This is a genomic window from Streptococcus sp. SN3, assembly GCF_030439905.1.
This window is the reverse complement of sequence record NZ_JAQFJF010000001.1, coordinates 677984-702398: the sequence shown is the minus strand read 5'-3', so window position 1 is coordinate 702398 and position 24415 is coordinate 677984. Positions and strand designations below refer to the sequence as shown.

General features: G+C 43.4%; 26 protein-coding genes, 1 riboswitch and 1 other annotated feature. Of the genes, 24 read left to right on the top strand and 2 right to left on the bottom strand.

Features of this window, described 5'->3' with window-relative positions; genetic code table 11:
• The first annotated feature begins 16 nt into the window (after positions 1–16).
• Positions 17–2485, top strand: a complete 2469-nt coding sequence (locus tag PCY71_RS03200; protein WP_002909354.1) for an LTA synthase family protein — start codon at positions 17–19, stop codon at positions 2483–2485.
• 79 nt (positions 2486–2564) lie between these two features.
• Entirely contained in the window at positions 2565–3053 is a 489-nt protein-coding gene (locus tag PCY71_RS03195; RefSeq protein ID WP_002895031.1) for an EbsA family protein, read from the top strand.
• On the opposite strand, the gene PCY71_RS03190 is transcribed toward PCY71_RS03195, so the two are convergent.
• Complete coding sequence (locus PCY71_RS03190; protein ID WP_301280215.1) at positions 3050–3247, bottom strand: ferredoxin; 198 nt, start codon at positions 3245–3247, stop codon at positions 3050–3052. The two genes, PCY71_RS03195 and PCY71_RS03190, sit on opposite strands and share 4 nt — an antisense overlap.
• Positions 3248–3292: 45 nt before the next feature.
• Between PCY71_RS03190 and PCY71_RS03185 the strand changes: the two genes are divergently transcribed.
• The 16 genes from PCY71_RS03185 (at position 3293) to PCY71_RS03110 (ending at position 16161) form a co-directional block, all read left to right on the top strand.
• The gene (locus tag PCY71_RS03185) at positions 3293–3730 is read left to right on the top strand and encodes an SAG1386/EF1546 family surface-associated protein (protein ID WP_002897255.1); all 438 of its coding nucleotides are present in this window, start codon (positions 3293–3295) and stop codon (positions 3728–3730) included.
• Positions 3731–3739: 9 nt separating this feature from the next.
• Positions 3740–4417 (top strand): (d)CMP kinase, encoded by a 678-nt coding sequence (cmk, locus tag PCY71_RS03180; protein WP_002909356.1) that lies wholly within the window; start codon positions 3740–3742, stop codon positions 4415–4417.
• A gap of 26 nt (positions 4418–4443) precedes the next feature.
• Positions 4444–4574 (top strand) — a sequence feature (ribosomal protein L20 leader region).
• A 16-nt stretch (positions 4575–4590) separates the two neighbouring features.
• On the top strand, positions 4591–5121 hold the full coding sequence (gene infC / locus PCY71_RS03175) for a translation initiation factor IF-3 (RefSeq protein ID WP_002895037.1): 531 nt from the start codon (positions 4591–4593) through the stop codon (positions 5119–5121).
• Between the two features lie 33 nt (positions 5122–5154).
• Entirely contained in the window at positions 5155–5355 is a 201-nt protein-coding gene (gene rpmI, locus PCY71_RS03170; protein WP_002895038.1) for a 50S ribosomal protein L35, read from the top strand.
• A 44-nt stretch (positions 5356–5399) separates the two neighbouring features.
• Positions 5400–5759 (top strand): 50S ribosomal protein L20, encoded by a 360-nt coding sequence (gene rplT, locus PCY71_RS03165; RefSeq protein WP_000124830.1) that lies wholly within the window; start codon positions 5400–5402, stop codon positions 5757–5759.
• A 214-nt stretch (positions 5760–5973) separates the two neighbouring features.
• A complete protein-coding gene (locus PCY71_RS03160) occupies positions 5974–6441 on the top strand; it encodes a cytidine/deoxycytidylate deaminase family protein (protein WP_101771547.1) in 468 nt (155 codons plus the stop codon).
• A gap of 33 nt (positions 6442–6474) precedes the next feature.
• Positions 6475–7089, top strand: coding sequence for a tetratricopeptide repeat protein (locus PCY71_RS03155; protein WP_101771546.1), 615 nt, complete (start codon positions 6475–6477; stop codon positions 7087–7089).
• A 341-nt stretch (positions 7090–7430) separates the two neighbouring features.
• Positions 7431–8621, top strand: a complete 1191-nt coding sequence (metK, locus tag PCY71_RS03150) for a methionine adenosyltransferase (RefSeq protein ID WP_101771545.1) — start codon at positions 7431–7433, stop codon at positions 8619–8621.
• A 245-nt stretch (positions 8622–8866) separates the two neighbouring features.
• The gene (locus tag PCY71_RS03145) at positions 8867–10126 is read left to right on the top strand and encodes a UDP-N-acetylglucosamine 1-carboxyvinyltransferase (protein ID WP_002895048.1); all 1260 of its coding nucleotides are present in this window, start codon (positions 8867–8869) and stop codon (positions 10124–10126) included.
• A 33-nt stretch (positions 10127–10159) separates the two neighbouring features.
• Positions 10160–10711: a GNAT family N-acetyltransferase gene (locus PCY71_RS03140; RefSeq protein ID WP_002897261.1), complete on the top strand. Its 552-nt coding sequence runs from the start codon at positions 10160–10162 to the stop codon at positions 10709–10711.
• The gene (gene spxR / locus PCY71_RS03135; RefSeq protein WP_009659239.1) at positions 10704–11981 is read left to right on the top strand and encodes a CBS-HotDog domain-containing transcription factor SpxR; all 1278 of its coding nucleotides are present in this window, start codon (positions 10704–10706) and stop codon (positions 11979–11981) included. The genes PCY71_RS03140 and spxR overlap by 8 nt, the downstream gene beginning before the upstream one ends.
• 21 nt (positions 11982–12002) lie before the next feature.
• Positions 12003–12860, top strand: coding sequence for a methionyl aminopeptidase (locus tag PCY71_RS03130; RefSeq protein WP_002900015.1), 858 nt, complete (start codon positions 12003–12005; stop codon positions 12858–12860).
• Between the two features lie 32 nt (positions 12861–12892).
• Positions 12893–13801, top strand: coding sequence for a YihY/virulence factor BrkB family protein (locus PCY71_RS03125; RefSeq protein ID WP_180949277.1), 909 nt, complete (start codon positions 12893–12895; stop codon positions 13799–13801).
• A gap of 46 nt (positions 13802–13847) precedes the next feature.
• The gene (locus PCY71_RS03120; protein ID WP_101771542.1) at positions 13848–14867 is read left to right on the top strand and encodes a hypothetical protein; all 1020 of its coding nucleotides are present in this window, start codon (positions 13848–13850) and stop codon (positions 14865–14867) included.
• A gap of 119 nt (positions 14868–14986) precedes the next feature.
• Positions 14987–15436 (top strand): MarR family winged helix-turn-helix transcriptional regulator, encoded by a 450-nt coding sequence (locus PCY71_RS03115; protein WP_101771541.1) that lies wholly within the window; start codon positions 14987–14989, stop codon positions 15434–15436.
• A 17-nt stretch (positions 15437–15453) separates the two neighbouring features.
• On the top strand, positions 15454–16161 hold the full coding sequence (locus tag PCY71_RS03110) for a B3/4 domain-containing protein (protein ID WP_002917013.1): 708 nt from the start codon (positions 15454–15456) through the stop codon (positions 16159–16161).
• A gap of 72 nt (positions 16162–16233) precedes the next feature.
• Here PCY71_RS03110 and PCY71_RS03105 read toward each other — a convergent pair whose 3' ends face one another.
• Positions 16234–16674, bottom strand: a complete 441-nt coding sequence (locus PCY71_RS03105) for a GtrA family protein (protein WP_101771540.1) — start codon at positions 16672–16674, stop codon at positions 16234–16236.
• Between the two features lie 28 nt (positions 16675–16702).
• Positions 16703–16839, top strand: a riboswitch (PreQ1 riboswitch).
• Here PCY71_RS03105 and PCY71_RS03100 point away from each other — a divergent pair.
• The 6 genes from PCY71_RS03100 to PCY71_RS03075 all read left to right on the top strand — a co-directional run bounded on the left by PCY71_RS03100 (position 16837) and on the right by PCY71_RS03075 (position 24372).
• On the top strand, positions 16837–17352 hold the full coding sequence (locus PCY71_RS03100; RefSeq protein WP_101771539.1) for a QueT transporter family protein: 516 nt from the start codon (positions 16837–16839) through the stop codon (positions 17350–17352). It overlaps the preceding riboswitch by 3 nt.
• 105 nt (positions 17353–17457) lie before the next feature.
• Positions 17458–19416: an NAD-dependent DNA ligase LigA gene (ligA, locus tag PCY71_RS03095; protein ID WP_301412444.1), complete on the top strand. Its 1959-nt coding sequence runs from the start codon at positions 17458–17460 to the stop codon at positions 19414–19416.
• A 9-nt stretch (positions 19417–19425) separates the two neighbouring features.
• The gene (locus tag PCY71_RS03090) at positions 19426–20376 is read left to right on the top strand and encodes a diacylglycerol kinase family lipid kinase (protein WP_048774193.1); all 951 of its coding nucleotides are present in this window, start codon (positions 19426–19428) and stop codon (positions 20374–20376) included.
• 23 nt (positions 20377–20399) lie between these two features.
• Positions 20400–22697 (top strand): type I pullulanase, encoded by a 2298-nt coding sequence (gene pulA / locus PCY71_RS03085; RefSeq protein WP_048774191.1) that lies wholly within the window; start codon positions 20400–20402, stop codon positions 22695–22697.
• A gap of 321 nt (positions 22698–23018) precedes the next feature.
• Positions 23019–23225, top strand: a complete 207-nt coding sequence (locus tag PCY71_RS03080; RefSeq protein ID WP_048774188.1) for a hypothetical protein — start codon at positions 23019–23021, stop codon at positions 23223–23225.
• 295 nt (positions 23226–23520) lie between these two features.
• A complete protein-coding gene (locus PCY71_RS03075) occupies positions 23521–24372 on the top strand; it encodes an alpha/beta hydrolase (RefSeq protein ID WP_048774186.1) in 852 nt (283 codons plus the stop codon).
• The last annotated feature ends 43 nt before the right edge of the window (positions 24373–24415 follow it).

Genomic DNA, 24415 nt, shown 5'->3' with positions numbered 1-24415 from the left:
TTTACCAGAAAGAAAAATGAAATTTTTACTCAACCACTATAAGCAGTTCTCATACCTGCTGATTAGTTTTTTATTTTTAGATATAGTCGCTGTCACGACAGTCTTATTATTGGAGGAAGGCGAAGATTTGCGGAGCTATCCAGCCTTGTGGCTGGCCTTTCTGATGTTGCTTCCTCTTTTGTTTGGCTTGGGCAAGCTTTTGTCTCAGCTCTTCAGCAAAAGATTTTTCCTATGGTCAGCTATTATTTACGCTCTTTATACAGGATTTTCTTACTTACTGACAGTAACGCAGCATGTCAATGATTTTGAGTTCAAAGCAGAACGGGTTTTCAGCAATCATTTTTGGCAGTTTAACTCCCTGCCTGGCTTGCTTTTGATTTTCTTATTTGCGTATATTTTTATCCATTTTCCAAAGCTTAAAAAACGCTTTCCAGGTAAGTTCTTGCAGGTTAATAAGAAAAATAGAGAGGTACTGGAAAATCTTTTTCTCTCCCAATTCTTTCTATTTCTTGCTTTGATGGACGATAAGATGCCGGAATTGCTGCATCACCAAAGCTATTTAGTGAATTTCCTTGAGGAAGGCAAGTTGGATATAACGCAGAACTTTGTGCTAACTTTCCTCTGCCTTATCGCACTAATCTTTATCCTGCTTTCTCTCCCCAGCTTTCTAGCTGTTAAGGGATTGCGTGAACTCGCTCAGAATAAAGCCAGTGTTTCTGTTGCTTTTGTGTTGAGTGCAGTGTTTGCTCTTATCTTTAACTATACAATCCAAAATAGTATCCGAGGAGACGTGATTGTTTTGGATCAGTATCTTTTCACTGGAGCCAGTCTCTTTCAAATCATTGTTTTTTTCATGATTTTTATGGCTCTTTACCTGATTTTCAATCATTTTCTCCTGCCAACTATGCTGATAACAGCGCTAGTAGTGGTTGCTACCATAGCCAGCAGTCTGAAATTTCAGTATCGCCAAGAGCCAATATTGCCTAGTGATATGGTCTGGCTGAGAAATCCCAAGACTCTCTTTGACTTTCTCGGAGGCAATTATGGATTTTATGCTATCTTGGGACTAGCTGCTCTAGGCGCTCTTTATTGGTATTTGCGTAAGAAAATCTTGCCAGGAAAGCTCATTACCCTTCTTAAATACCAGCTCCTCTTGCTAGTCCTGCCCCTGGTCTTTTTCTTGGGAGTCATGGATATATTTGCTACTAAAAAGAATGGCAAAATAGTAGAGAATATCCCAGTTATTTCGATCTTAAATAATTTCCATGACCTGACTTGGATGGGAAATACTGTCAATTCACAGCTGCGCTCCCTTTCTTTTGTCTGGTTTTCACAGATGTCGGATACAACCATGATTGAGCCGCGTGGCTATTCTAAGGAAAAGATTCAAGAGATAGAAAAAAAGTATAAGAATCTTGCGGAAGCTATTAACAAAGAACGCCAGAATAAAATCGAAGATCAAACGGTAATTTATATTCTGAGTGAAAGTTTTTCTGACCCTGCTCGGGTTGACGGCGTTACTATGTCTGAGAATCCAATTCCTTATATTCAGGAAGTTAAAACTCGCACCACCAGTGGACTGATGAAGTCAGACGGCTATGGTGGAGGAACGGCCAACATGGAATTTCAGACCCTGACTGGTTTACCTTTTTATAATCTGTCTCCGTCTATTTCGGTTCTCTATACTGAAATTGTCCCGAGGATGAATAGATTCCCTTCCATTAGTGATGCTTATTCATCTAAGAATCGGACAGTAATCCATCTGGCCTCCCCTAGCAATTATGCCAGAAATGTCATTTACCAGGATTTGGGATTTGATACCTTTATTCACTATGGTACTAAAGGCCTAAAGGGTGATAATATAGGTGGTAATTACAGCGATAAAACGACTTATAATCAGGTCTTGGAACATTTGAATGGCAAGCAGGGACAGTTTTTCTCTGTCATGACCATGCAGAACCACATGCCTTGGAGTGAGCCCAATCCTGTCTACATGTCTGCCAGCTATCCTGACTTTAGTAAGGAAGGGAACGAATCTCTTTCCAGCTATGTCAGAATGCTTTACCATACAGATCAGGCGACTAAGGAGTTTTTGGAGAAGCTTTCAAAGGTAGATAAAAAAGTAACAGTCGTCTTTTACGGTGACCATTTGCCTGGTCTCTATCCTCAGTCAGCCTTTAAAGAAAATCCAGAAAGCCAATATCTGACAGATTATTTCGTTTGGAGTAATTATGAAACTCCTAAACTCGATTATCCAAGAGTCAATTCTAGTGATTTCTCCGCTCTCTTACTGGAGCAGACCAATTCCAAAGTATCACCTTACTATGCTTTATTAACAGAAGTATTGCATAAAGCCAGTGTCGATAAAAAGGAATTGGACGAAGAAGCTCAAGAAATAGCAGATGATTTGAAACTGATTGAGTATGATATGGTCAGAGGCAAGGGCTACTTGTCCGATAGCTTCTTTAAGACAGCAAAATCATAAATAAAAAAATAGAATAGGCAAGTCTACCTGTTCTATTTTTTCTTAATTTATGCTAAACTAATAGTATGGGGGTGTGAGCATGATAAAGATTTTCGGTAAGGTTCGCTATCACTGGCAGCCAGATGTAGCTATCCTGATAATATATTGGTCTTTATCGGTCATTCCGATTTTTGTTGGCCTGGCTTTGATGTATGAAAGCTCACGAGTGCCAACTCTTGTTCTGTTTTCTTTCTTCTTATTCATGGTTTTGCTGGGAATGGGAGTCCATCGTTATTTTACCATTTATGACGATGGAACCTTGCGAATTATCACAGCCAATCCCTTTACTCCGATAAAGGTCAAGATTTCAGATATTGAAAAAGTCGAAGTGACTAAGACGTCAATTACCTTATATTTTAAAGGGCAGAGCCGCAGCCGGAGTTTTTGTATGCGCAAGTGGCCTAAAAAATATTTTGTCAATGCCCTGGCCCTTAATGAGCATTTTAAGGGTGAGGTAGAATTAGTAGATAATTTTACCCATATTGACTATTTTGAAGCATACTATGGCAGTCAGTCCAAAAAATCCTAGTCTTTCAAAAGAGCTCGGGTTGGGCAGTTTTTGATGGCTTCCACGACATCGGGATCCTCAGCTATTTCCTTTTCTAGGAGCTGGTCGTCCTGGTAAAATTTGACGATGCCATTGTCATGATAGTCAAAGAGATCAGAGTAGGTTTGACAGAGCCCACAGGCAATGCACCGTTCGGGAATGAGTGATACTTTCATACCCATATTGTAATAAGATTTTAAGAAAAACTCAAGGAGGAAGTCATGGAAAAAGAACCATGGGAAGAAGATGTATACGATAACGGAGAAGATAAGTTGAAACGAACTAAGAAGTTTAGCGCCTTGAATGCAGACCGCTTGTTGACCATATTAACCATTATTTTCTGTATTTTAGTAGTTGCGGTGGTGTGCTTCCTGACCTATCTGTCTACTGGAGGGAGTAATAGACAAACCCAAATGGAAGGTTTCTACGGCACTTCAGCAGCAAGTTCCAGCAGTGAAGCGTCTTCTACAGCAGAGCAGCCAGCGGCAAATACCACAGAATCATCTGAAGGGACTCTGACTGTTCAGCCTGGTGAAGGTGAGGCAGCTATTGCGGCGCGTGCAGGTATTTCCATTGCCAAGCTGGAACAGCTTAACCCTTCTCATATGTCTACTGGTTCTTGGTATGCCAACCCAGGTGATGTTGTGAAGATTGAGTAGGAGCCAGCCATGAAACAGATTCAAATTGCGATTGATGGTCCAGCTTCCAGTGGAAAATCGACCGTTGCCAAGATTATTGCTAAAGATTTTGGCTATACTTATTTAGATACAGGAGCCATGTACCGGGCTGCAACCTATCTGGCTCTGCGGCATCATCTGACGGAAGCAGATGCCACTGAAATTGTAGACTTGCTCAATAATCATTCGGTCAGTTTTGGTCGAGCAGAAGATGGCGAGCAGCTAGTCTTTGTCGGCGATGTGGATGTGACTCACCCAATTCGGGAAAATGAAGTCACCAATAATGTTTCCTGGGTATCTGCCATTCCTCAAGTCCGTGAGAAACTGGTTGCCTTGCAGCAGCAAATTGCAGCTCAGGGAGGGATTGTCATGGATGGCCGTGATATTGGAACGGTTGTCTTGCCTCAGGCTGAGCTCAAGATTTATCTGGTAGCCTCGGTTGATGAAAGAGCTGAGCGCCGATATAAGGAAAATCTATCTAAAGGCATTCCTGCTGACTTGGAGAAACTGAAAGAAGAAATTGCAGAGCGGGATTATAAGGATAGTCACCGCGAGGTTTCGCCATTGAGACCTGCAGACGATGCCATTCATTTTGATACCACGGGTGTTGGTATTTCTGAAGTTGTTGCATTTATCGAAGAAAAAGCGAAAAAAATAATTGACAAATAAAATGAAACTTGGTATGATAGTAGAGTTGAGAAAAGCAGAAGTGAGAGCTTCTCGCCTTGCGACTAACGTTGTCTGGCTCTACAGGATTCAGTTTCAGTAATGAAATATTATCGTGTAGTGCGGGTTTGCGTTAGCAGGTCCGCACTTGTTTTTCTCTAAAAATAAAAAAAGAGGTGAAAACCATAGCAAAACAAGACTTATTCATCAATGATGAAATTCGTGTGCGTGAAGTTCGCTTGATCGGTCTTGACGGCGAACAATTAGGTATTAAACCGCTGAGCGAAGCGCAGTCTCTTGCGGATGAAGCAAATGTCGATTTGGTCCTGATTCAGCCACAAGCTAAACCACCTGTTGCAAAAATTATGGACTATGGCAAGTTCAAATTTGAGTACCAGAAAAAACAAAAAGAACAACGCAAGAAACAAAGTGTTGTTACTGTGAAGGAAGTCCGTCTCAGCCCAACCATTGATAAGGGAGACTTTGACACTAAACTTCGCAACGCACGCAAGTTCCTTGAAAAAGGAAATAAAATAAAGGTATCTATCCGCTTCAAAGGCCGGATGATTACCCACAAAGAAATCGGGGCTAAAGTTTTAGCAGATTTTGCTGAAGCGACTCAAGATGTTGCTATCATTGAGCAAAAGCCTAAGATGGATGGACGTCAGATGTTCATGCAGATGGCGCCAATTCCTGACAAAAAATAGATTGTCAGAAAGATAGAAAAAGGAGAAAACATTATGCCAAAACAAAAAACACACCGCGCATCAGCTAAGCGTTTCAAACGTACAGGTTCTGGTGGCTTGAAACGTTTCCGTGCTTACACTTCTCACCGTTTCCACGGAAAGACTAAGAAACAACGCCGTCATCTTCGCAAAGCAGGAATGGTGCATGCAGGAGATTTCAAGCGTATCAAAGCAATGCTTACAGGTCTGAAATAAGAACTACTGTAATGATTATCTAGGAAATATTGGAGGAAATATAAATGGCACGTGTTAAAGGTGGCGTTGTATCACGCAAACGCCGTAAACGTATTTTAAAATTAGCTAAAGGTTACTATGGAGCAAAACATATCTTGTTCCGTACTGCAAAAGAGCAAGTAATGAACTCTTACTACTATGCATACCGTGACCGTCGTCAGAAAAAACGTGACTTCCGCAAACTTTGGATCACTCGTATCAATGCGGCAGCTCGTTTGAACGGACTTTCATACTCACAATTGATGCATGGTTTGAAATTGGCTGAGATTGAAGTTAACCGTAAAATGTTGGCTGACTTGGCTGTTAACGATGCAGCAGCTTTCACAGCTCTTGCAGATGCAGCTAAAGCTAAGCTTGGTAAATAATTAAAATAAGAACTGAGGATTTCCTTGGTTCTTTTTCGATAACTCTTAATGAAAAGTATAAAGAGATAAATAGTCTGCCATGCAACTTATATTATAGATAAAGGCATGTTTGCTGATAAGACAGCTTTCATGATAAAGCTAGTTAAAAATAGGAATTTACGATATAATAGAAAAAATACTTATGTGAATAAAAAATCAGTAGAATGGAGAAATTATGTCAGAGAATCGTTTGGCTTGGGATCAGTATTTTGCGGCTCAGGCTCTCTTAATCGCTAATCGCTCAACCTGCAAGCGAGCCAAAGTTGGCGCTGTCTTGGTCAAGGATAATAAGGTTATTTCAACTGGTTACAATGGCTCTGTTTCGGGGACTGAGCACTGTATTGACCATGAGTGTTTGGTTATTGACGACCACTGCGTACGGACCTTGCACGCTGAGGTCAATGCTATCTTGCAGGGAGCCGAGCGGGGAGTTCCTAGGGGATTTACGGCTTATGTGACCCATTTTCCCTGCCTCAACTGTACCAAGCAACTACTTCAGGTCGGCTGCAAACGGGTAGTCTACATCAACCAATATCGCATAGATGACTATGCTCAGTATCTCTACAAGGAAAAAGAAGTGGAATTAGTTCATTTGCCGCTGGATGATGTCAAGAAGGCCATTGCTCAAACGGATTTAGTTTAGAGGAGAAGTTCTGGAGGTAAAAGGAGAAGGCAGATGAATGATAAATTGGCAGCTGCTTGGCAGCATTTCTTTGAAGGACAGTTAAATAAGGCCGAAGAACTAGAGCAGCAGCTGGAAAAAGATTCCTTTAGCCGCTGGAATTTGCGAGCTTATCTTGCTGTAGAAAGGCAAGATTATCAGAATGCTTTTGCAAATTTGGAGCTTTATCTGATTCAGGCTCAGAATGATGGTGATATTGAAAATGAGCATATCGCTTATCATCAGCTAGGTTATGTTGCTAGAGTTGCGGGAGATTTTTATCAAGCTTTAGAGTGGATAGAAAAAGAAGCTGCTTTCCTAGCGATGTACTTCCCAGATGACCATTATCGTCAATCAGTTAATCTCTATGAGTTAGGCTATCTAAATCTTAAATTAGGCCGATTGACTCAAGCTCAGGAGTTTATGCGAAAGGCGAATATCTGTGCTAAGGAGTCAGATGATGTGATCAATCATGCATGTAGTTACCGAGGCTTGGGTGAAATTGCTCAAGCTTTGGGAAATCTCAAAGAAGCAAGAACCAGCTTTGCGGCTGCTATCAGACTTTTTGACCAAGCTGGTGATGCTATCGGTAAGGCGGAAGTTGAAGAGTTGTTAGCAAGCTGCCCTTAGTTTATCATTGCAATAAAGCTATAGTTTTCGGCTATAGCTTTTTCTATTTAAAAAATTCTGAATTTTTTAGCGAAAAGTGGTATAATGAGGAGGTTATATAGTCCCGATAAGGTGGTAGGAAACTTCTATCAGTACTTTGTAACTCGCAAACAATGACGGCTCCAAAGTCGCTCGTCATTCTACGGTTGCCGCTATGCTGCGGTCACCCTATGCGCCTTACTAGCTCAGAAATAAAAAGGTATCGTTTTTATTTCTTTTGCGTCGTAACTCGTAGGTGACAAGATTTTCATCATTTTGGAGTTTGCTTATTTGTTTAATATTTTTTAAGGGGGGACATTTCTATGTCAGAACGTAAACTTTTCACGTCTGAATCTGTATCGGAGGGACATCCCGATAAGATTGCAGACCAAATTTCCGATGCTATTTTGGATTCTGTCTTGAGTCAGGATCCAAATGCCCATGTGGCTGCTGAAACAGCCGTTTATACGGGCTCGGTTCATGTTTTTGGTGAAATTTCGACCACAGCCTATGTGGATATCAATCGTGTGGTTCGTGATACCATTGCAGAGATTGGCTACACCAATACAGAGTATGGCTTTTCGGCAGAGACGGTCGGTGTGCATCCATCTTTAGTGGAGCAGTCGCCAGATATTGCTCAGGGTGTCAACGAAGCTCTGGAAGTTCGTGGGAATGCGGATCAAGATCCATTGGACTTGATTGGTGCTGGAGACCAGGGGCTTATGTTTGGCTTTGCGGTGGATGAAACGCCGGAGCTCATGCCGCTGCCTATCTCGCTCAGTCACAAGCTAGTCCGTCGATTGGCGGAATTGCGCAAATCAGGAGAGATTGCCTATCTGCGACCAGATGCTAAGTCTCAGGTGACCGTTGAGTACGATGAAAATGACCAGCCAGTGCGCGTGGATACGGTAGTTATTTCGACCCAGCATGACCCAGAAGCGACTAATGAAGAGATTCATCGTGATGTGATTGAAAAGGTAATTAAAGCAGTTATCCCAGCCCAATATTTGGATGATAAGACGAAATTCTTCATCAATCCAACCGGTCGCTTTGTAATTGGCGGCCCGCAAGGTGACTCTGGCTTGACTGGACGTAAGATTATTGTGGATACTTACGGCGGTTATGCTCGTCATGGTGGCGGTGCCTTTTCTGGTAAGGATGCAACCAAGGTCGACCGCTCAGCTTCATACGCAGCTCGTTACATTGCTAAAAACATCGTGGCGGCGGGACTGGCCAAGAAAGCAGAAGTGCAGCTAGCCTATGCCATTGGTGTGGCTCAGCCGGTTTCTGTACGGATTGATACTTTTGGCACTGGTACTGTTGCAGAAAGCAAGTTGCAGGAAGCTGTTCGTCAGATTTTTGATTTGCGTCCGGCCGGCATCATTCAAATGCTGGATCTGGAACGTCCAATCTATCGTCAGACAGCAGCTTATGGCCACATGGGTAGGACAGACATTGACCTGCCTTGGGAAAAGTTGGATAAGGTAGAGGATTTGAAAGCAGCAGTCCAGTAAGATGACAGTTCTCAATTGTAATGATTGAGAACTTTTTTATATAGGCAGTTTTTACAAGGCAAGCAGTCTAGCCTTGCGCTTCTCTCAGTCTTGGTAATACTGTATTTTTCTGAAAGAACTGTTGAAAAAGCAATTTTCCCTGTTTCATTTTAATTTCAATTGTCTTATTTATCCAAAAGTATAGGAAATTTCCCGAATCTGTGGTATAATAAATGGCAATACCTTGAAAGAGCTTTATTTTAAACATGAAAAAAATTGTAATACATGGTGGTCGCCCCTTAAAAGGAGAGGTGACTATTAATGGTGCTAAAAACAGTGTCGTTGCCTTGATTCCGGCTGTGATTCTGGCGGATGATATTGTAACGTTGGATGGCGTTCCGGATATTTCGGACGTGGATAGTCTGATTGATATCATGATTGCCATGGGGGCTAGTGTTACTCGCTCTGAGGACAGTCTGACGATTGATCCGCGTGGTATCCAAAACGTCCCTATGCCTTATGGGAAAATCAACAGTCTAAGGGCTTCTTATTATTTCTATGGAAGCTTGCTTGGTCGCTATGGTGAAGCAACAGTAGGTCTGCCTGGTGGTTGTGACTTGGGGCCGCGTCCTATTGACTTGCATCTCAAGGCTTTTGAAGCCATGGGGGCTAAGATGACCATGGACGGCAACTACATGAACCTATCCACAGGAGGTCAGCAGCTGAAAGGCGCTAGCATTTATATGGATACGGTCAGCGTGGGTGCTACCATCAATACGATGTTAGCTGCTGTCAAGGCCAAAGGTCGGACTATTATTGAAAATGCAGCGCGGGAGCCAGAAATCATTGATGTGGCAACTCTCTTGAATAATATGGGAGCGCACATCCGTGGAGCAGGTACTGATATTATCACGATTGAGGGGGTTCCACACCTCCATGGAACTCGTCATCAAGTAATTCCAGACCGTATCGAGGCAGGGACTTATATCGCTCTTGCTGCAGCTATTGGACAGGGAATTCAGATTAATAATGTCCTTTATGAGCATTTAGAGAGTTTTATTGCCAAGCTTGAGGAAATGGGTGTTCGGATGACGGTTTCTGAAGACAGCATTTTTGTCGAAGAGCAGCAAAACCTGCGAGCTATCAACATTAAGACTTCTCCTTATCCAGGCTTTGCAACTGACCTACAACAGCCCATCACTCCGCTCTTGCTGACGGCTAATGGCCATGGTAAGATTACGGACACCATCTATGAGAAGCGGGTTAACCATGTGGCGGAGCTGGCTAAGATGGCAGGCAAGATTTCGACCAGCAGCGATCAGATTGTCTATGAGGGACCAAATCAACTGCAGGGAGCTCAGGTCAAGGCGACCGATTTACGAGCAGGAGCTGCCTTGGTTATTGCAGGTTTAATGGCTCAAGGAAAGACAGAGATTACTAATATCGAGTTTATCCTGCGCGGCTATTCTAATATTATTGAAAAATTAACAAGTCTGGGTGCAGATATCCAGTTGATAGAAGAATAAGCGTTTTTCGCTTATTTTTTGTAGAGGTAGCAGATGAATTTGTGGACACATTTAGCAGCCTGCTCATTTATTGAGACAGAGCATGCTTTTTTGCGGCCTATTGTCTTTGAAGATGCAGGGGCCCTATATAAGATTGCGTCCAATCCGGAAAATACTCAGTTCATTTTTCCGACAGAAGCAAGCCTAGAGGAAAGTGAATACGTCATTGCCAATTTCTTTATGAAAAATCCTCTGGGGATTTGGGCCATTTGTCACAAGGAAACGCAGGAAATGATTGGCTCTGTCAAGTTTGAAAAGATGGACGAGATCAAGAAAGAGGCTGAGTTAGGTTATTTTCTGCGGCAAGACTACTGGGGCCAAGGACTAATGACAGAAATTGTCCGAGAGATTGCTTTTCTATCTTTTACCCGCTTTGACTTCAAGCGCCTCAGTATTATCACTCATGCAGAGAACCTAGCTAGTCAAAAGGTGGCTCAAAAATCTGGCTTCAGCCTCTACCGGCAGTTTAAAGGGAGCGATCGGTACACGAGGAAGATGAGAGATTATCTGGAGTACCGTTATGAGAGAGGAGATTTTAATGAGTAAGCATCAGGAAATTTTAACCTATCTTGAAAATCTTCCAATTGGCAAGAGGGTCAGTGTCCGCAGTATTTCAAACTATCTGGGAGTTAGTGATGGGACGGCCTATCGAGCGATCAAGGAAGCGGAGAACCGCGGTATTGTTGAGACCAGGCCTCGGAGTGGTACGGTTCGGGTCAAGTCCAAGAAAGTTGTCTTGGAGCATCTGACCTACAAGGAAATTGTTGATATTACTGGCTCAGAAGTATTGGCTGGAGAAGATGGTCTAGAAAAAGAATTCAATAAATTTTCCATCGGAGCCATGACGGAGCAGAATATCCTACGCTATCTGACAGAGGGCGGTCTCCTGATTGTTGGAGACCGGACGAAAATTCAGCTCTTGGCTCTGGAAAATGAGAATGCGGTGTTGGTTACTGGAGGTTTTGAAGTCAGCTCGGAAGTTCTAAAGATGGCTAATTTGCTTAATATACCGGTTCTCAGGACCAAGCACGATACCTACACCGTTGCAACCATGATTAATCGTGCCCTGTCTAATATGCAAATCAAGACCGATATTTTAACAGTGGAGCAGGTATATCGCTCTAGCCACGAGTACGGCTTCTTGCATGATACTGATACTGTTCGTGACTATCTAGACTTGGTTCGTCGCAATCGCGCCAGCCGGTTTCCGGTTATCAACCAGCAGCAGATGCTAGTGGGGGTAGTAACCATGCGGGATGCTGGGGATAAGTCTCCTCTGACAACCTTGGACAAGGTCATGACGAAAAACGTCTTTATGACAGGCTTATCGGCTAATATTGCCAATATCAGCCAGCGCATGATTGCAGAAGATTTCGAAATGATACCAGTAGTGCGCAGCAATCAGACCTTGCTGGGTGTGATTACGCGGCGGGACATTATGGAAAAAATGAGTCGTTCTCAGATTTCCAGCTTGCCGACTTTCAGTGAGCAGGTAGGACAGAAGATTAGCCGTCAGGATGATTTGTTTTCCTTTACTGTTGAGCCTTTTATGCTGGAGCAAAATGGTGTGCTGGCCAACGGTGTGCTGACAGAAATTTTGACTCGGATTACCCAGCAGCTCATGGTCAACAGCGGCCGCAGCCTGATAATCGACCAGCTGATGATTTATTTCTTTCAGGCGGTCCAGATTGATGACCTGCTGCATATCCAGCCGCGTATTATCCGTCAGACTAGGCGGACAGCCATTATTGACTTTGAGATGTATTTGGAAGCGATGCTGGTTGCCAAAGCCACGATTACAGTGAAAATTAATTAAGAAGAGGAATTTAGAGAAAGAATGATTACTTTAAAATCACAGCGTGAAATTGACTTGATGGACAAGAGTGGAGATTTTCTGGCTTCTGTCCATATTGGTTTGAGAGACTTGATTAAGCCAGGCATTGACATGTGGGACATCGAAGAGTATGTCCGCAAGCGTTGTAAAGAAGACAATGCGCTGCCCCTGCAGATTGGTGTTGAAGGGTCTGTCATGGACTATCCTTATGCGACTTGCTGCTCTCTTAATGACGAGGTAGCCCATGCCTTTCCCCGTCATCAGAAACTGGTAGAAGGCGATGTCATCAGCGTTGATATGGTTGTTGGCTTGGTCGATAAGGCAGAGCTGGATGTGTCCAAGCTAGACTTTGACAATGTAGCACAGATGAAGCAGCACACAGAGAGCTTCCGGGGCGGTGTGGCAGACTCTTGCTGGACCTATGCAGTAGGGAAGATTAGCCCAGAGGCTCAGCAGCTGATGGATGTGACTAAGGAATGTCTCTATCGTGGAATTGCGGCTGCTAAGGTTGGCAATCGTATTGGTGACATTGGCGCAGCTATTCAGGAATACGCTGAAAGTCATGGCTATGGCGTTGTGCGAGATTTGGTGGGGCATGGTGTTGGCCCAACCATGCATGAGGAGCCTATGGTGCCGCATTATGGTCGAGCAGGACGCGGCTTGCGCTTGCGTGAGGGAATGGTTCTGACTATCGAGCCCATGATCAATACAGGTACCTGGGAAATTGATACGGACTTTGAGACCGGCTGGGCACACAAAACACTGGATGGCGGCCTGTCCTGTCAGTATGAGCATCAGTTTGTCATTACAAAAGATGGACCTGTCATTCTGACCAGCCAGGGAGAAGAAGGGACTTATTAGAAATCAAAGGCTGGGCAGTTGTCTCAGCTTTTTTGAAGGAGAAGAGAGTGAAGAAATTTTTTGCCAAGATTCGCAACAATCAGTTTTTAAGAGCATTTTTCCGTTTTTATAAAGAGGCAGATAGTGAGCTGACCAGCGTTGCAGTTGCTTATTATTGGCTGATTTCCGTTTTTCCTTTGCTCTTGATTGTCGTCAATATTCTGCCTTATTTCCATATTCCAATTGCGGATTTTCTGACAGCCATCAAGGACATGCTGCCAGAGACTTTATATGATGTTGTAGCAAAAGTCATGCGTGAAGTGCTGACCCAGCCTTCGACTGGCCTGCTGAGCTTCTCAGTCTTGTCGGCTCTTTGGACTTTTTCCAAGTCCATGAATTTCCTACAGATTGCCTTTAACAAAGCCTATGGGGTAGCCAAGAGCCGGGGGCTGATTTCTCATCGCGTCATGAGTCTATTTGTGAGTCTTGGTCTGCAGATTCTCTTTGCCTTGGCCCTCTTTCTGACCATGTTTGGCCATATGTCGCTGGATTTCCTCCGTACTTACTGGAAGCTAGATAGCCAGCTCTATCAGCACTTGCAGCATTTTACCGAGCCCCTGATTTACGCCTCACTCTTTGCGGTTTTGGTTATGCTCTATTATTTTCTTCCTAATGTGAAAATCAGCAAGAAACGCTATGTTCTGCCCGGAAGCGCCTTCGTGCTCTTAACTATTCTGTCTTTGCTGAATATCTTTTCTGTCTACATGGATAATTATTTAAATCACCTGGTTGATGTTCGCTTTTTCAGCTCTATCATTATGGTTGTGATGATGTTTTGGTTTATCATAATTGCTAAAATTTTGATTGTTGGCGCAGTGCTTAATGCCAGTATCCAGAGCTGCTGTGAGTCAGGATTTCAAGTTGAAAGCACAGGCCGCTTTACTTTCAAGAAGAAGGTGTAGATGAAGAAGACTGATGTTGTTTTAGAGTGGAGAAGGATAAATAAGCATGAAAAGTAAAAAAATAACTAAATGGGAGAGTATTGTGATCGCTCTAGTCTTGATTCTAGGATTTGTAGGCTATTATATCTGGGATAATTGTCAAAAGGTACAGTTTCAAGAAAATTATGGTCAATACACCTACTATGTGCCTGAGTATAGACCGAATTATAAATTTTTTGAAGGGGAAAAAGCCATCTTTTATAATTGGGAAGTTGTAAAGTCTGAGGAACAAAGGGAAATGACTGCAGTCGAGTCAGAAGCTGTTCCTAATTATGATAGTATAATGACATTTGGTCATGGTTATTTTGTGAATAGTTATATGAAGTTGAAGAATAATCCAAAACAAAGTTTATATGATTTTAATCGGAATATACCAGAAAAAGGAGAATATTGGAGGTTAGCTGTTTATAAGCTGGTGGGAGAAAAACTAGAAAGAAAAGAATTTGATGTTTTTAAGATGGTGCGTTCTTTTGATGATAATCTTGTTCCTTCTGAAATAGAATCAACCGGAATTTGGATAGATATTTCTCATCAAAAGAAGTATGTTCGAATCCTCCTCCATCCTAAACATTCTAAAAAAGATGAAGATTATAAGGTTCACTTTATTGATTTGGACGAAGGTAAGATTTTACCAGCTAATGAGGTGAAAACGGAAGGTGTATCTAACCAAAACAATTTTGTTTCTTATACGAGTTTTCATGATAATCTAATTAAAAAGGGGGTAATTGTGTCCTATATTGATGCCGGTCTGAGTGAGGACTACCCTCCAGAAAACCTCAAAAAAACAGTTCTTGCTAAAAACTATCCAGATTTATATAAAATCATTCAAGGATATGGTGGACAGGTTACATTCCTAAATGAAACAACAGATGTAGCGTTAGTTAAAAAAGTTGCTGAACTCTTCTTTCCGCCAGGGACTAATGTATTTGAGAACGTGACTATCCCAGCTAAATATTCAGTAGATGGGCAGGAACATGTCATTAATTCAGCGGAAGAATTACAAAAATACTATAAGGAAGAAAACTAGAAAAAGATATTTTTGTCAAATTTAAAGAGGTTTATCCTCTTTTTTCTTTTTAGTTGATTTTATTGCATTTGCAATAAAATATGATATAATAGATTCAAATAAAAATTAAAGGAGGGAATATGTCAGTATTGCGGGAAATTGGGATTATTGCCCGAGCTTTGGATTCTATTGCTAATATTGAGTTCCGTGATATAGAGCTGGCACGGGGACAATATCTTTATCTGGTGCGAATCGCGGAGAATCCGGGAATCATCCAAGAGGAGCTGTCGGAGCTGCTCAAGGTGGATCGCTCAACGGTTGCTCGTTCTGTTAAGAAGCTAGAGGCCAAGGGCTTGGTTCAGCAGAAGGCAGCCAAGGACAACAAGAAGAACAAGGAATGGTTTGTGACGGAAAAAGGGGAAAAACTTTATCCTTTTATCCTAGCGGAGAACGACTACTCTGAGGAGACATCCCTGCGGGGCTTTTCTCAGGCGGAAGTTCAAGCCTTGGAGAAAATGCTGGTACGAGTGCGTGAAAACATCACAGGTGACTGGGAAGCAGTCAAAAAAGGACAAAAAAGAAACTATTAAGATTGAAGAGGTACATCATGAAAGTTACAGTTGAACATGAATTTTGGCGAGTATTTCCGGAAGCTCAGATTAGTGTTTTAGTGGTCAAGGGGCTGGATAATAGTGTGGATGAAAGTAAGGACCCATATTTCAAATCCCTGCTGGATAAGGGAGCGAAGCGAGCTGATGACTTTATCCCAGACGAGAACTTCACTCAAAATGAAGTCATTCAGGAGTGGCGGCAGGCCTTCAGCCAATTCAAGACCAAGAAAGGAGCGCGTTCCTCTATCGAAGCTCTGCTCAAGCGGGTCAGTCAGGGGCGTGAATTTCATCCAATCAATCCTTTGGTCGATATCTACAACAGTGTCTCGCTGTCTTATGCGGTTCCATGTGGCGGTGAGGATTTGGATAAGATTGTCGGAGGTCTTTATTTAGGTAAAGCCAAGGGTGGGGAATCCTTTTTCCCGCTGGGTGCTGAGAGTGACGCACCGGCACTTCCAGAAGAAATCATCTACTATGATGAAGAAGGGGCTGTCTGCCGTTGCCTTAACTGGCGAGAAGCCCAGCGAACTATGCTGACCGAGGAGACCAAGAATGCCATCTTGGTTATCGAGTCCATCAACGAAGAGCAGGCCGTGCGTGCTCAAGCAGCTATGATAGAGCTTCAGACTCTGATTGAGGACTATTTTGGTGTCAAAGGTGAAATCACCCATCTGACGCTTGATAATCCAAGCTTGGAAATTTAGGAATAAAAAAATCTGGATCAGAATTATCTGGTCCAGATTTGCTTTTATAGGGTGAAATAGACTGATTTGTTGTTATTTCTCCTTGTTTTTAAAGACAAAAATCTTACTAAAGACATAGTTGAGAACGATGATCAGTACTTGAGCAATGAAAGTTTCGATGGTATTGACCATTTTGATATTGTTATTGACAAACTGGCCTATGATCTGCGGGAAGCTAGTGACAAAGATAAAAGTCAATAGTAAATTTAAGCCCATAGTAGCCAAACGTGCAGTGAAAAATTTGATAAGTCTAGAAGGCCAGCCACTCCTTGCTTGCTTGAAAACGATAGTATCGTTGGTTACAAAGGCAAAAAGAATGCCAAGAATATCACCTATTATCGTAGCCAGTAGTTCATTTCCCGTCAATTCATAGCAGAGCATCCGACTGACAACGGATACGACAGTTGTTGCCACACCAAAGAAAAGATAGGACAGAACCTCATTGTCAAAGAATTTTTTGATTAAAGTTTTCATAAAGATAGTCTATCATATTTCTAGGATTTATGCTATACTAGTTGGGTTGCCAAATCTGTGGGGGAATCAACGAATGATGCTCCTCTTATGTGACGCAACCCTTGGCGCTTAGCTTCTTTCGCCAAGCATATTACACGCGGTAAAGCCGCTAAAGGAGAAAACATGAAACAAGAAAAACTGACAGTTCGTGATTTGGCTCAGATTGCCATTGTTGCTGCTATTTATGTAGCTCTTACGATTACGCCCCCTTTAAATGCTATAAGCTATGGTGCTTACCAGTTCAGAATTTCTGAAATGATGAACTTTATGGCCTTTTATAATCGGAAATATATCATGGGTGTGACCATTGGCTGTATGATTGCCAATCTCTATAGTTTTGGAATCGTTGATGTCTTTGTCGGTGGTGGGTCCACCTTGGTCTTCCTGTCACTGGGTGTCTATCTTTTCAGTCGCTATAAGAATCAATATCTGATTAAAGGCTTGATTCGTTTGGATCATTTCTATTTTGCAGTATTCTTTTCTATCTCAATGGTGACCATTGCTGCAGAATTGCACTTCTTGCAAGGCCTGCCATTCTTCCTGACTTGGTTTACAACGGCCATTGGAGAATTTGCCTCTTTGATTGCTGGAGCTATCCTTATTAACCAGATCGCAAAAAGTATTGATTTGACAAAATAAGACAGCAGAGAGCGGAATTTCCGCTCTTTTTATATCCTCTTGTTTTTTAGGAAGAATTCGGAACAAATAGAGGAAGATTTTGTGTATTTGTGATAAAATAGAAGTATGAAAGAAAGAATGTCAGAATTAGTAGAATTGCTCAACCGATATGCCCATGAGTATTATACGGCAGACAGGCCAAGTGTATCGGATAGCGAGTATGACAGACTCTATCGTGAGTTAGTGGAGTTAGAAGAAAAGTACTCAACCGATATCCTGCCTGACAGTCCGACACATCGGGTGGGAGGGAAGATTTTAGAAGGATTTGAAAAATATCCACACCAGTATCCTCTCTTTAGTTTGCAGGATGCTTTTTCACGTGAAGAATTACTAGCCTTTGACCAGCGGGTTCGCAAGGAATTTCCACAAGTTTCTTATCTTTGTGAACTCAAGATTGATGGGCTCTCTATTTCCCTGACCTATGAAAATGGAATCTTGGTAGCAGGAGCGACTCGGGGGGATGGTTCTGTTGGTGAAAACATTACTGAAAATCTCAAGCGAGTCAAGGATATTCCACTGACTTTGAAAGAACCGCTGGACATTACGGTTCGCGGAGAGTGCTATATGCCCAAGGCATCCTTTGATGCGGTCAATCAGCTGCGACAGGAAAATGGTGAGCCTGAGTTTGCCAATCCACGTAATGCAGCAGCGGGAACCTTGCGCCAGCTGGACACAGCAGTTGTGGCTAAGCGCAATCTAGCGACTTTCCTATACCAAGAAGCCAGTCCTACTCAGGTTGGCAGCCAAGAAGAGGTCTTAAACAAGCTGGCAGATTTGGACTTCTCAGTCAATCCTACTCATATTCTGGCGGACTCTATTGAATCAGTTTGGGAGTTTATCGAAAAGATCGCTGAGGAGCGGGATAGCCTGCCTTATGAAATTGACGGTATTGTCATCAAGGTTAATGACTTGGCGGTGCAAGAGGAGCTTGGCTTTACTGTCAAGGCACCTAAGTGGGCTATCGCCTATAAGTTTCCGGCTGAGGAAAAGGAAGCCCAGCTTCTGTCTGTTGACTGGACAGTGGGGCGGACGGGAGTGGTGACTCCGACAGCCAATCTGACGCCAGTGCAGCTAGCGGGAACGACTGTCAGCCGAGCAACCTTGCACAATGTGGACTATATTGCAGAGAAGGATATTCGTCAGAAAGACACCGTTATCGTCTATAAGGCGGGGGATATTATTCCTGCTGTCTTGCGAGTGGTTGAGTCCAAGCGGGTGTCAGAAGAGACTTTGGAAGTGCCAAGCCATTGTCCAAGCTGCGAGAGTGAGCTAGTGCACTTTGAAGACGAAGTGGCTCTGCGCTGCATTAACCCGCTCTGTCCAGCCCAGATCAAGGAGGGCTTGATTCACTTTGCTAGCCGGGATGCCATGAACATTACCGGTCTTGGTCCAGCAGTGGTAGAGAAGCTCTTTGCTCAAAATCTAGTCAAGGATGTGGCTGGAATCTATCGGCTAACGATAGAAAATTTACTAGAACTAGAGAACTTTAAGGAAAAATCAGCAAATAAGTTGTATACTGCTATTCAAGCTTCCAAGAAAAACTCAGCTGAACGCCTCTTGTTTGGCTTGGGGATTCGCCATGTGGGAAGCAAGGCCAGTCGGATTTTGCTGGAGAAATTCCATGATATTCCTAGGTTGTCTCAGGCCAGCCAAGAAGAGATTGCGGCTATCGACAGTCTTGGGACGGTGATTGCCCAAAGCCTGCATACCTATTTTGAGCAGGAAGGCTCTCAGATTCTTTTGGCGGAACTGCAGGAAGCAGGTGTGAATCTGGACTATCTGGGACAAAAGGCAGCGGCTGATGCAGCCCTATCAGGTATGACGGTTGTTTTGACTGGTAAATTACAAAAATTGACACGCAATCAAGCTAAAGAAAAATTGCAGAGTCTAGGTGCTAATGTTTCTGGATCTGTTTCTAAAAAAACGGATCTGATAGTAGCTGGCCAAGATGCTGGCAGCAAGCTTGCCAAGGCTCAGGAGTTGGGAATTGAAATTCGGGATGAAGATTGGCTTGATAGCTTATGAGGCTGAAGTATGAAGGAAAAGATTAAACGAGCACGATTGATTTATAACCCGACTTCGGGACAGGAAATTATTAAGAAAAATATTGCGGAAGTGCTGGATGTTTTGGAGGATGTGGGCTATGAAACCAGCGCCTACCAAACCACTCCGGCCCCCCTTTCTGCTCAAAAAGAAGCTGAAAGAGCAGCAAAAGCAGGATTTGATTTGATTATTGCGGCAGGCGGCGACGGTACCATCAATGAGGTAGTTAATGGTGTGGCGAATCTGGATGAACGGCCTAAACTGGCCTTTATTCCAACTGGCACAACCAACGATTATGCGCGTGCTCTCAAGATTCCCATGGGAGACCCAGTAGCGGCGGCTCGCATTATCGAAAAGAATCAGACCATTAAGATGGATATTGGCCGGGCCTATGGTAACAAGTATTTTATCAATATTGCAGCGGCTGGAACCTTGACAGAGCTGACTTATAGCGTACCTAGCGAGGTCAAATCTCGCCTAGGCTACTTTGCTTATGTCGCAGAAGGAGCCAAAAAACTCCCTCGCTCTAAGTTCCGCAAGGTCCGTATCAAGCACGACCACGGTGTCTTTGAAGGGAAGATTTCGCTTATGTTTGCGGCTTTGACCAATTCTATCGGTGGTTTTGAAAAGCTAGCGCCAGACACTAAATTAGACGATGGAAATTTTACCTTGATTTTGGTCAAGACAGCCAATCTCTTTGACATGCTGAGTCTGATGATGCAGGCTATCAATGGCGGTCAGCACGTTGGCGATATCAATGTAGAATACCTCAAAACAAGCAAGCTGCAGCTGGAAGTTTTAGATAAAAAAGGTCCATTTATGCTAAATTTGGATGGAGAATACGGCGGCGATACGCCTGTTGAACTGGAAGTGCTGCACGGTCATTTGGAATTTTTTGCCAATATTGATGAAATCAGTCAGACAGCCCTTTCAATAGAATAATTTTAGATAAGAGATGAAAGAACATGCTAGACTATAAAGTCTTAGTCCATTATCACAATCCGACTGGGGATTATTTCTCCTATGATATGTGGCAGTGGCAAATAAACCAATGGGGAAAGGAAGTAGCTTTTTCCAAACTTGATTATTTTGGTATTCAGGGGGAATTATCATTTCAAACCTGGGAGCCCTTAGATCATGCTCATGTGATAATCAAACGTTCAGACTGGTCTAGCCAGTCCTGTGACTATCATATTGATCTGTTACCTCCTCATCTGGTTACGGAAATTTGGCTGATTGAGGGAGATACGCAGGTTTATTATTCCCTGCAGGCTGCAACGACAAGTCACCAGTATTCACGCCGGCGTCCGCATAACTTTGATATGGCCTTGAGAACAGACTACTTTGATGAATGCTGGGGCTATCAAGGCTGGTTGGGACACCGTCAGACGGACGGCGCACACACTTTCAAAGTTTGGGCACCGACAGCTAGGAAGGTAGAACTAGTAGTCTATGAATCGGCTGACAATCAAGCTCCTGTTTATAAAATTTTCCCAATGAAAAAAGGAGACCGATATTCTCACGACCATAAGGAAAACACCATCGGTGTCTGGTCAGTTGAAATAGCAGAAGACTTGACCGGCAAAACTTATCACTACCATGTTAGCTTTGAATACCGAAATTTTTATACTCGAGATCCTTATACCATTGCGACCAGTCCAGATGGCAAACGCTCAGCGATTCTTGGAGCGGATGAGACAGAGGTAGCTGGTTTTCAGGTCCGACAAGGCAAAGAAGCTTTCTGGCGCTTGGATAATCCAAATCAAGCAGTGATTTATGAGATGCACATTCGGGATTTGACCAAGTCGGAAACTTCTGGCGTGGATAGTCAGATGCGCGGGACCTTCTTGGGAGCCTGTCAAAAAGGCACTACCAATCATCAAGGGCAAAAGACAGGCTTTGACTATATCAGTGATTTAGGCGTTAATGTCGTCCAGCTTCAGCCTGTGTCTGATCGTCAAAAGGACTATGATGAAAATGGAGAGCTAATCTACAACTGGGGCTATGACCCACAGAACTATCATGCTCCGGAGACTAGCTTTTCGAGCAATCCTGCTGACCCAGCGCAGGCCATCCGTGATTTGAAAACGATGATTCAGGCCTACCATGATGCGGGGATTTCTGTGACACTGGATGTTGTCTACAATCACATCTACTCGACCTATGATTCTGCTTTTCAGGCTACAGTACCGGATTATTACTATCGGATGAATCCTAACGGCTCTTTCCAAAATGGAACTGGAGTGGGGAGTGAGACGGCCAGCGAGCACGAAATGTTTCGCAAGTTTATGATTGACTCTCTGCTTTACTGGGTGAAGGAGTTTAATGTAGATGGCTTCCGCTTCGACCTGATGGGAATTCATGACGTAGAAACGATGAATGCTATCCGCCAAGCCATGGATGAGGTGGACCCGCGAATCCTGCTCTATGGAGAAGGCTGGGATATGGGGACGGGCCTGAGACCAGAAGACAAGGCTAAGAAGGACAATGCTTATCAGTTACCGCGAATTGGATTTTTCAATGATACAGAGCGGGATGCGGTCAAAGGAGCCGAGGTTTACGGCGGCATCAAGGCTGGCTTTGTCAGTGGTCAGGCGACGGAGGATATTGTCGCTAAGTCTATCCTTGGCAGCAGTGAGCTAGGCAGCTATCTCAGTCCTGATCAAGTTCTTAACTACGTGGAGGCTCACGACAATTTCAATTTACATGATTTGCTTGCGGAGCTGCATCCCGACGATGATGTTCTGACTCGCACCAAGCGGATTGAGCTGGCAACTGCCATGAACCTGCTCATGCAGGGTATGGCTTTCATGGAGGTCGGACAGGAATTTTCTCGTACTAAGCTTGTAGCTACGGGGGAAGACGACCAAGTCCTGCATAGCGATCGCGAAAGGGCTATGAACAGCTACAATGCGCCAGATCCAGTCAATCAGGTGAATTGGGATATTTTGCAGGACCATCAAGAGAGTATTGATTTTATCAAGAACATCATTCGCCTCAAGACAAGCTGCAAAGCCTTTTCTTATCAGACCTATGAAGATATTTATAAGCATGTCTTTGTCCAATCAGCAGAGCAGGGCAGTGGCTTGATTATCTTTGAAATCAAGGATGACAAGCACTATCAAGTCATTTTTAATGCCAGCGGCCTGCCTTACTATCTGCCGAATGCAGATAAGCTGCGCCTCGTAGTTGGCAATAGCCGTCATAAGAAGCCTTTCTATGTTGAAAATCTGACGGTTTCTGTTTTTGAAGTTATTCAATAAGTTATTAGCTACATGAAAAGCGGCTCTTTGTCAACTGTAGTGGGTTGATGAAAAGTTATAATCTGGAGAGGACTAAATCAGTCCTCTCCTTTTTGATATTCAAAGCGATGAGGATTCTAGTTTTAAAGTTTTCAAAGTTCCGAAATCCGAAAGCATTTCGCTCATTCCTACAGTGGTTTTACCCACTACAGAAATTATAGAGCTACTTTTTCTACCACTTACTTAGGAAATCTTACCACTTACCGAAAAGGGGTAGATTTGCTATTGTCCATTTGTTAGGATAAGGGTGCAAAGGGGAAAATACATCTTAAGGAGGATATCATGAAACCATCATTTTTGAAAAGCGCTGTGGCGCTGGTAACATGTGGCTTGGTGGCTTTTGGAGCAGCGCAAGTTCGAGCTGACCAGCAAAAATTGCCGTCGGGCACGCCTTATGACCAAATCGGTCAGAAAATTGAAAATTTCCACAAGGAACACGAAAAAACAGTCAGTCTGCTCCCTTTGCTTGGTCGCTCTGGCAACACCTGACTTGTGAGCTTATTTTGTCTACCATGCTGCTACTTTTCTTCTTTATCCAAAGCGTCTTAAAACTTAGTAGCTCACAAAGCGACCGTGTTTGGTTTTCTATGGGCTTTGCGGCAATAGGTGCTAGCCTTCTGATTAGCTTGATTGCCCCATTTTTCATGCGCTCCAAATTCCAAGTGAGCAAGAGTAAAAAGGTCTTGACCTACTTAACCAGCAGCGCTTCGCTTATTACAATACTCAATCTCCTCTACTGGTCTCTTTATCAGTGGTGGACGCTCTATTAAAAGAAAGGAAAACGATGACTCATTCTCAAAAAATCGAAACGATGATCCGAAATGGCTCCGACCAGCTCTACACCATCTGCTACCCCAATCCTGACAAGGAAACGATTATCCTGCTGCACGGTGGACCGGGAACGCCTGATGACTTCAAGCTCTTTATCCCTAAGCTCGAAAAAGATTATCAACTGATTGTCTTTCACCAGCGGGGAACGAGGAAATCGCCCTGTCCGAGTGGCGACTACAGCATGGAGGCCTACATTGCAGACATCAACACAATCGCCGACCACTTCAATGTAGATAAATTTCACCTTTTGGGGCATTCCTGGGGTGGATTGTACGCGCAAATCTACGCCAGCAAAATCCCTGAGCGGCTCCTTAGTCTCTTTCTTTCCTCGCCGGGAACAGGCACGGGCAAGCAGTGGAAACAAATGGAAAAGGAAATGATGAATTACAATAAAAATCACTGCACGACTATCGAATGGCTGAAAATGGGAATCTATTCTCTGCTGGGAGGTCTTGGCAGTTCCAAGGCTTCGCAGGCTCTCTATCGTCAGGTTGCTCGCAATTACAATGCCGACTATCCAGCCTTTCATGATGTGAAACTAGACATGAGCAATGTTTCAGTCCAAGCAGGCAATCAGACAAGAAAGGAAATTATGGCCTATCCTCTCTTGCCCCGACTAGAAGATCCTGCTTTTCCTATTACCGTGACTTTCGGTGACAATGATATTTTTGGTGCTAGCATGCACTTTGTCATCAGCCGCTATCCCAGCGCTCAGGTGTTCACCATTAAAAACAGCGGCCACTTCCCATTTCTCCACAATCCAGAAGACTACTTTGCTATCTTGCACCAGCATTTTCAAACTTAGCATGAACCTCTAAAGTTTTCCAACTTTAGAGGTTTTCACTTAT

Bases quoted from the DNA above. Each gene is read 5' to 3' on its own strand.
- PCY71_RS03200 (WP_002909354.1), top strand. From the start codon at position 17: ATGAAATTTTTACTCAACCACTATAAGCAGTTCTCATACCTGCTGATT.
- PCY71_RS03195 (WP_002895031.1), top strand. From the start codon at position 2,565: ATGATAAAGATTTTCGGTAAGGTTCGCTATCACTGGCAGCCAGATGTA.
- PCY71_RS03190 (WP_301280215.1), bottom strand. From the start codon at position 3,247: ATGAAAGTATCACTCATTCCCGAACGGTGCATTGCCTGTGGGCTCTGT.
- PCY71_RS03185 (WP_002897255.1), top strand. From the start codon at position 3,293: ATGGAAAAAGAACCATGGGAAGAAGATGTATACGATAACGGAGAAGAT.
- cmk (WP_002909356.1), top strand. From the start codon at position 3,740: ATGAAACAGATTCAAATTGCGATTGATGGTCCAGCTTCCAGTGGAAAA.
- rpmI (WP_002895038.1), top strand. From the start codon at position 5,155: ATGCCAAAACAAAAAACACACCGCGCATCAGCTAAGCGTTTCAAACGT.
- rplT (WP_000124830.1), top strand. From the start codon at position 5,400: ATGGCACGTGTTAAAGGTGGCGTTGTATCACGCAAACGCCGTAAACGT.
- PCY71_RS03160 (WP_101771547.1), top strand. From the start codon at position 5,974: ATGTCAGAGAATCGTTTGGCTTGGGATCAGTATTTTGCGGCTCAGGCT.
- PCY71_RS03155 (WP_101771546.1), top strand. From the start codon at position 6,475: ATGAATGATAAATTGGCAGCTGCTTGGCAGCATTTCTTTGAAGGACAG.
- metK (WP_101771545.1), top strand. From the start codon at position 7,431: ATGTCAGAACGTAAACTTTTCACGTCTGAATCTGTATCGGAGGGACAT.
- PCY71_RS03145 (WP_002895048.1), top strand. From the start codon at position 8,867: ATGAAAAAAATTGTAATACATGGTGGTCGCCCCTTAAAAGGAGAGGTG.
- PCY71_RS03140 (WP_002897261.1), top strand. From the start codon at position 10,160: ATGAATTTGTGGACACATTTAGCAGCCTGCTCATTTATTGAGACAGAG.
- spxR (WP_009659239.1), top strand. From the start codon at position 10,704: ATGAGTAAGCATCAGGAAATTTTAACCTATCTTGAAAATCTTCCAATT.
- PCY71_RS03130 (WP_002900015.1), top strand. From the start codon at position 12,003: ATGATTACTTTAAAATCACAGCGTGAAATTGACTTGATGGACAAGAGT.
- PCY71_RS03120 (WP_101771542.1), top strand. From the start codon at position 13,848: ATGAAAAGTAAAAAAATAACTAAATGGGAGAGTATTGTGATCGCTCTA.
- PCY71_RS03115 (WP_101771541.1), top strand. From the start codon at position 14,987: ATGTCAGTATTGCGGGAAATTGGGATTATTGCCCGAGCTTTGGATTCT.
- PCY71_RS03110 (WP_002917013.1), top strand. From the start codon at position 15,454: ATGAAAGTTACAGTTGAACATGAATTTTGGCGAGTATTTCCGGAAGCT.
- PCY71_RS03105 (WP_101771540.1), bottom strand. From the start codon at position 16,674: ATGAAAACTTTAATCAAAAAATTCTTTGACAATGAGGTTCTGTCCTAT.
- PCY71_RS03100 (WP_101771539.1), top strand. From the start codon at position 16,837: ATGAAACAAGAAAAACTGACAGTTCGTGATTTGGCTCAGATTGCCATT.
- ligA (WP_301412444.1), top strand. From the start codon at position 17,458: ATGAAAGAAAGAATGTCAGAATTAGTAGAATTGCTCAACCGATATGCC.
- PCY71_RS03090 (WP_048774193.1), top strand. From the start codon at position 19,426: ATGAAGGAAAAGATTAAACGAGCACGATTGATTTATAACCCGACTTCG.
- pulA (WP_048774191.1), top strand. From the start codon at position 20,400: ATGCTAGACTATAAAGTCTTAGTCCATTATCACAATCCGACTGGGGAT.
- PCY71_RS03080 (WP_048774188.1), top strand. From the start codon at position 23,019: ATGAAACCATCATTTTTGAAAAGCGCTGTGGCGCTGGTAACATGTGGC.
- PCY71_RS03075 (WP_048774186.1), top strand. From the start codon at position 23,521: ATGACTCATTCTCAAAAAATCGAAACGATGATCCGAAATGGCTCCGAC.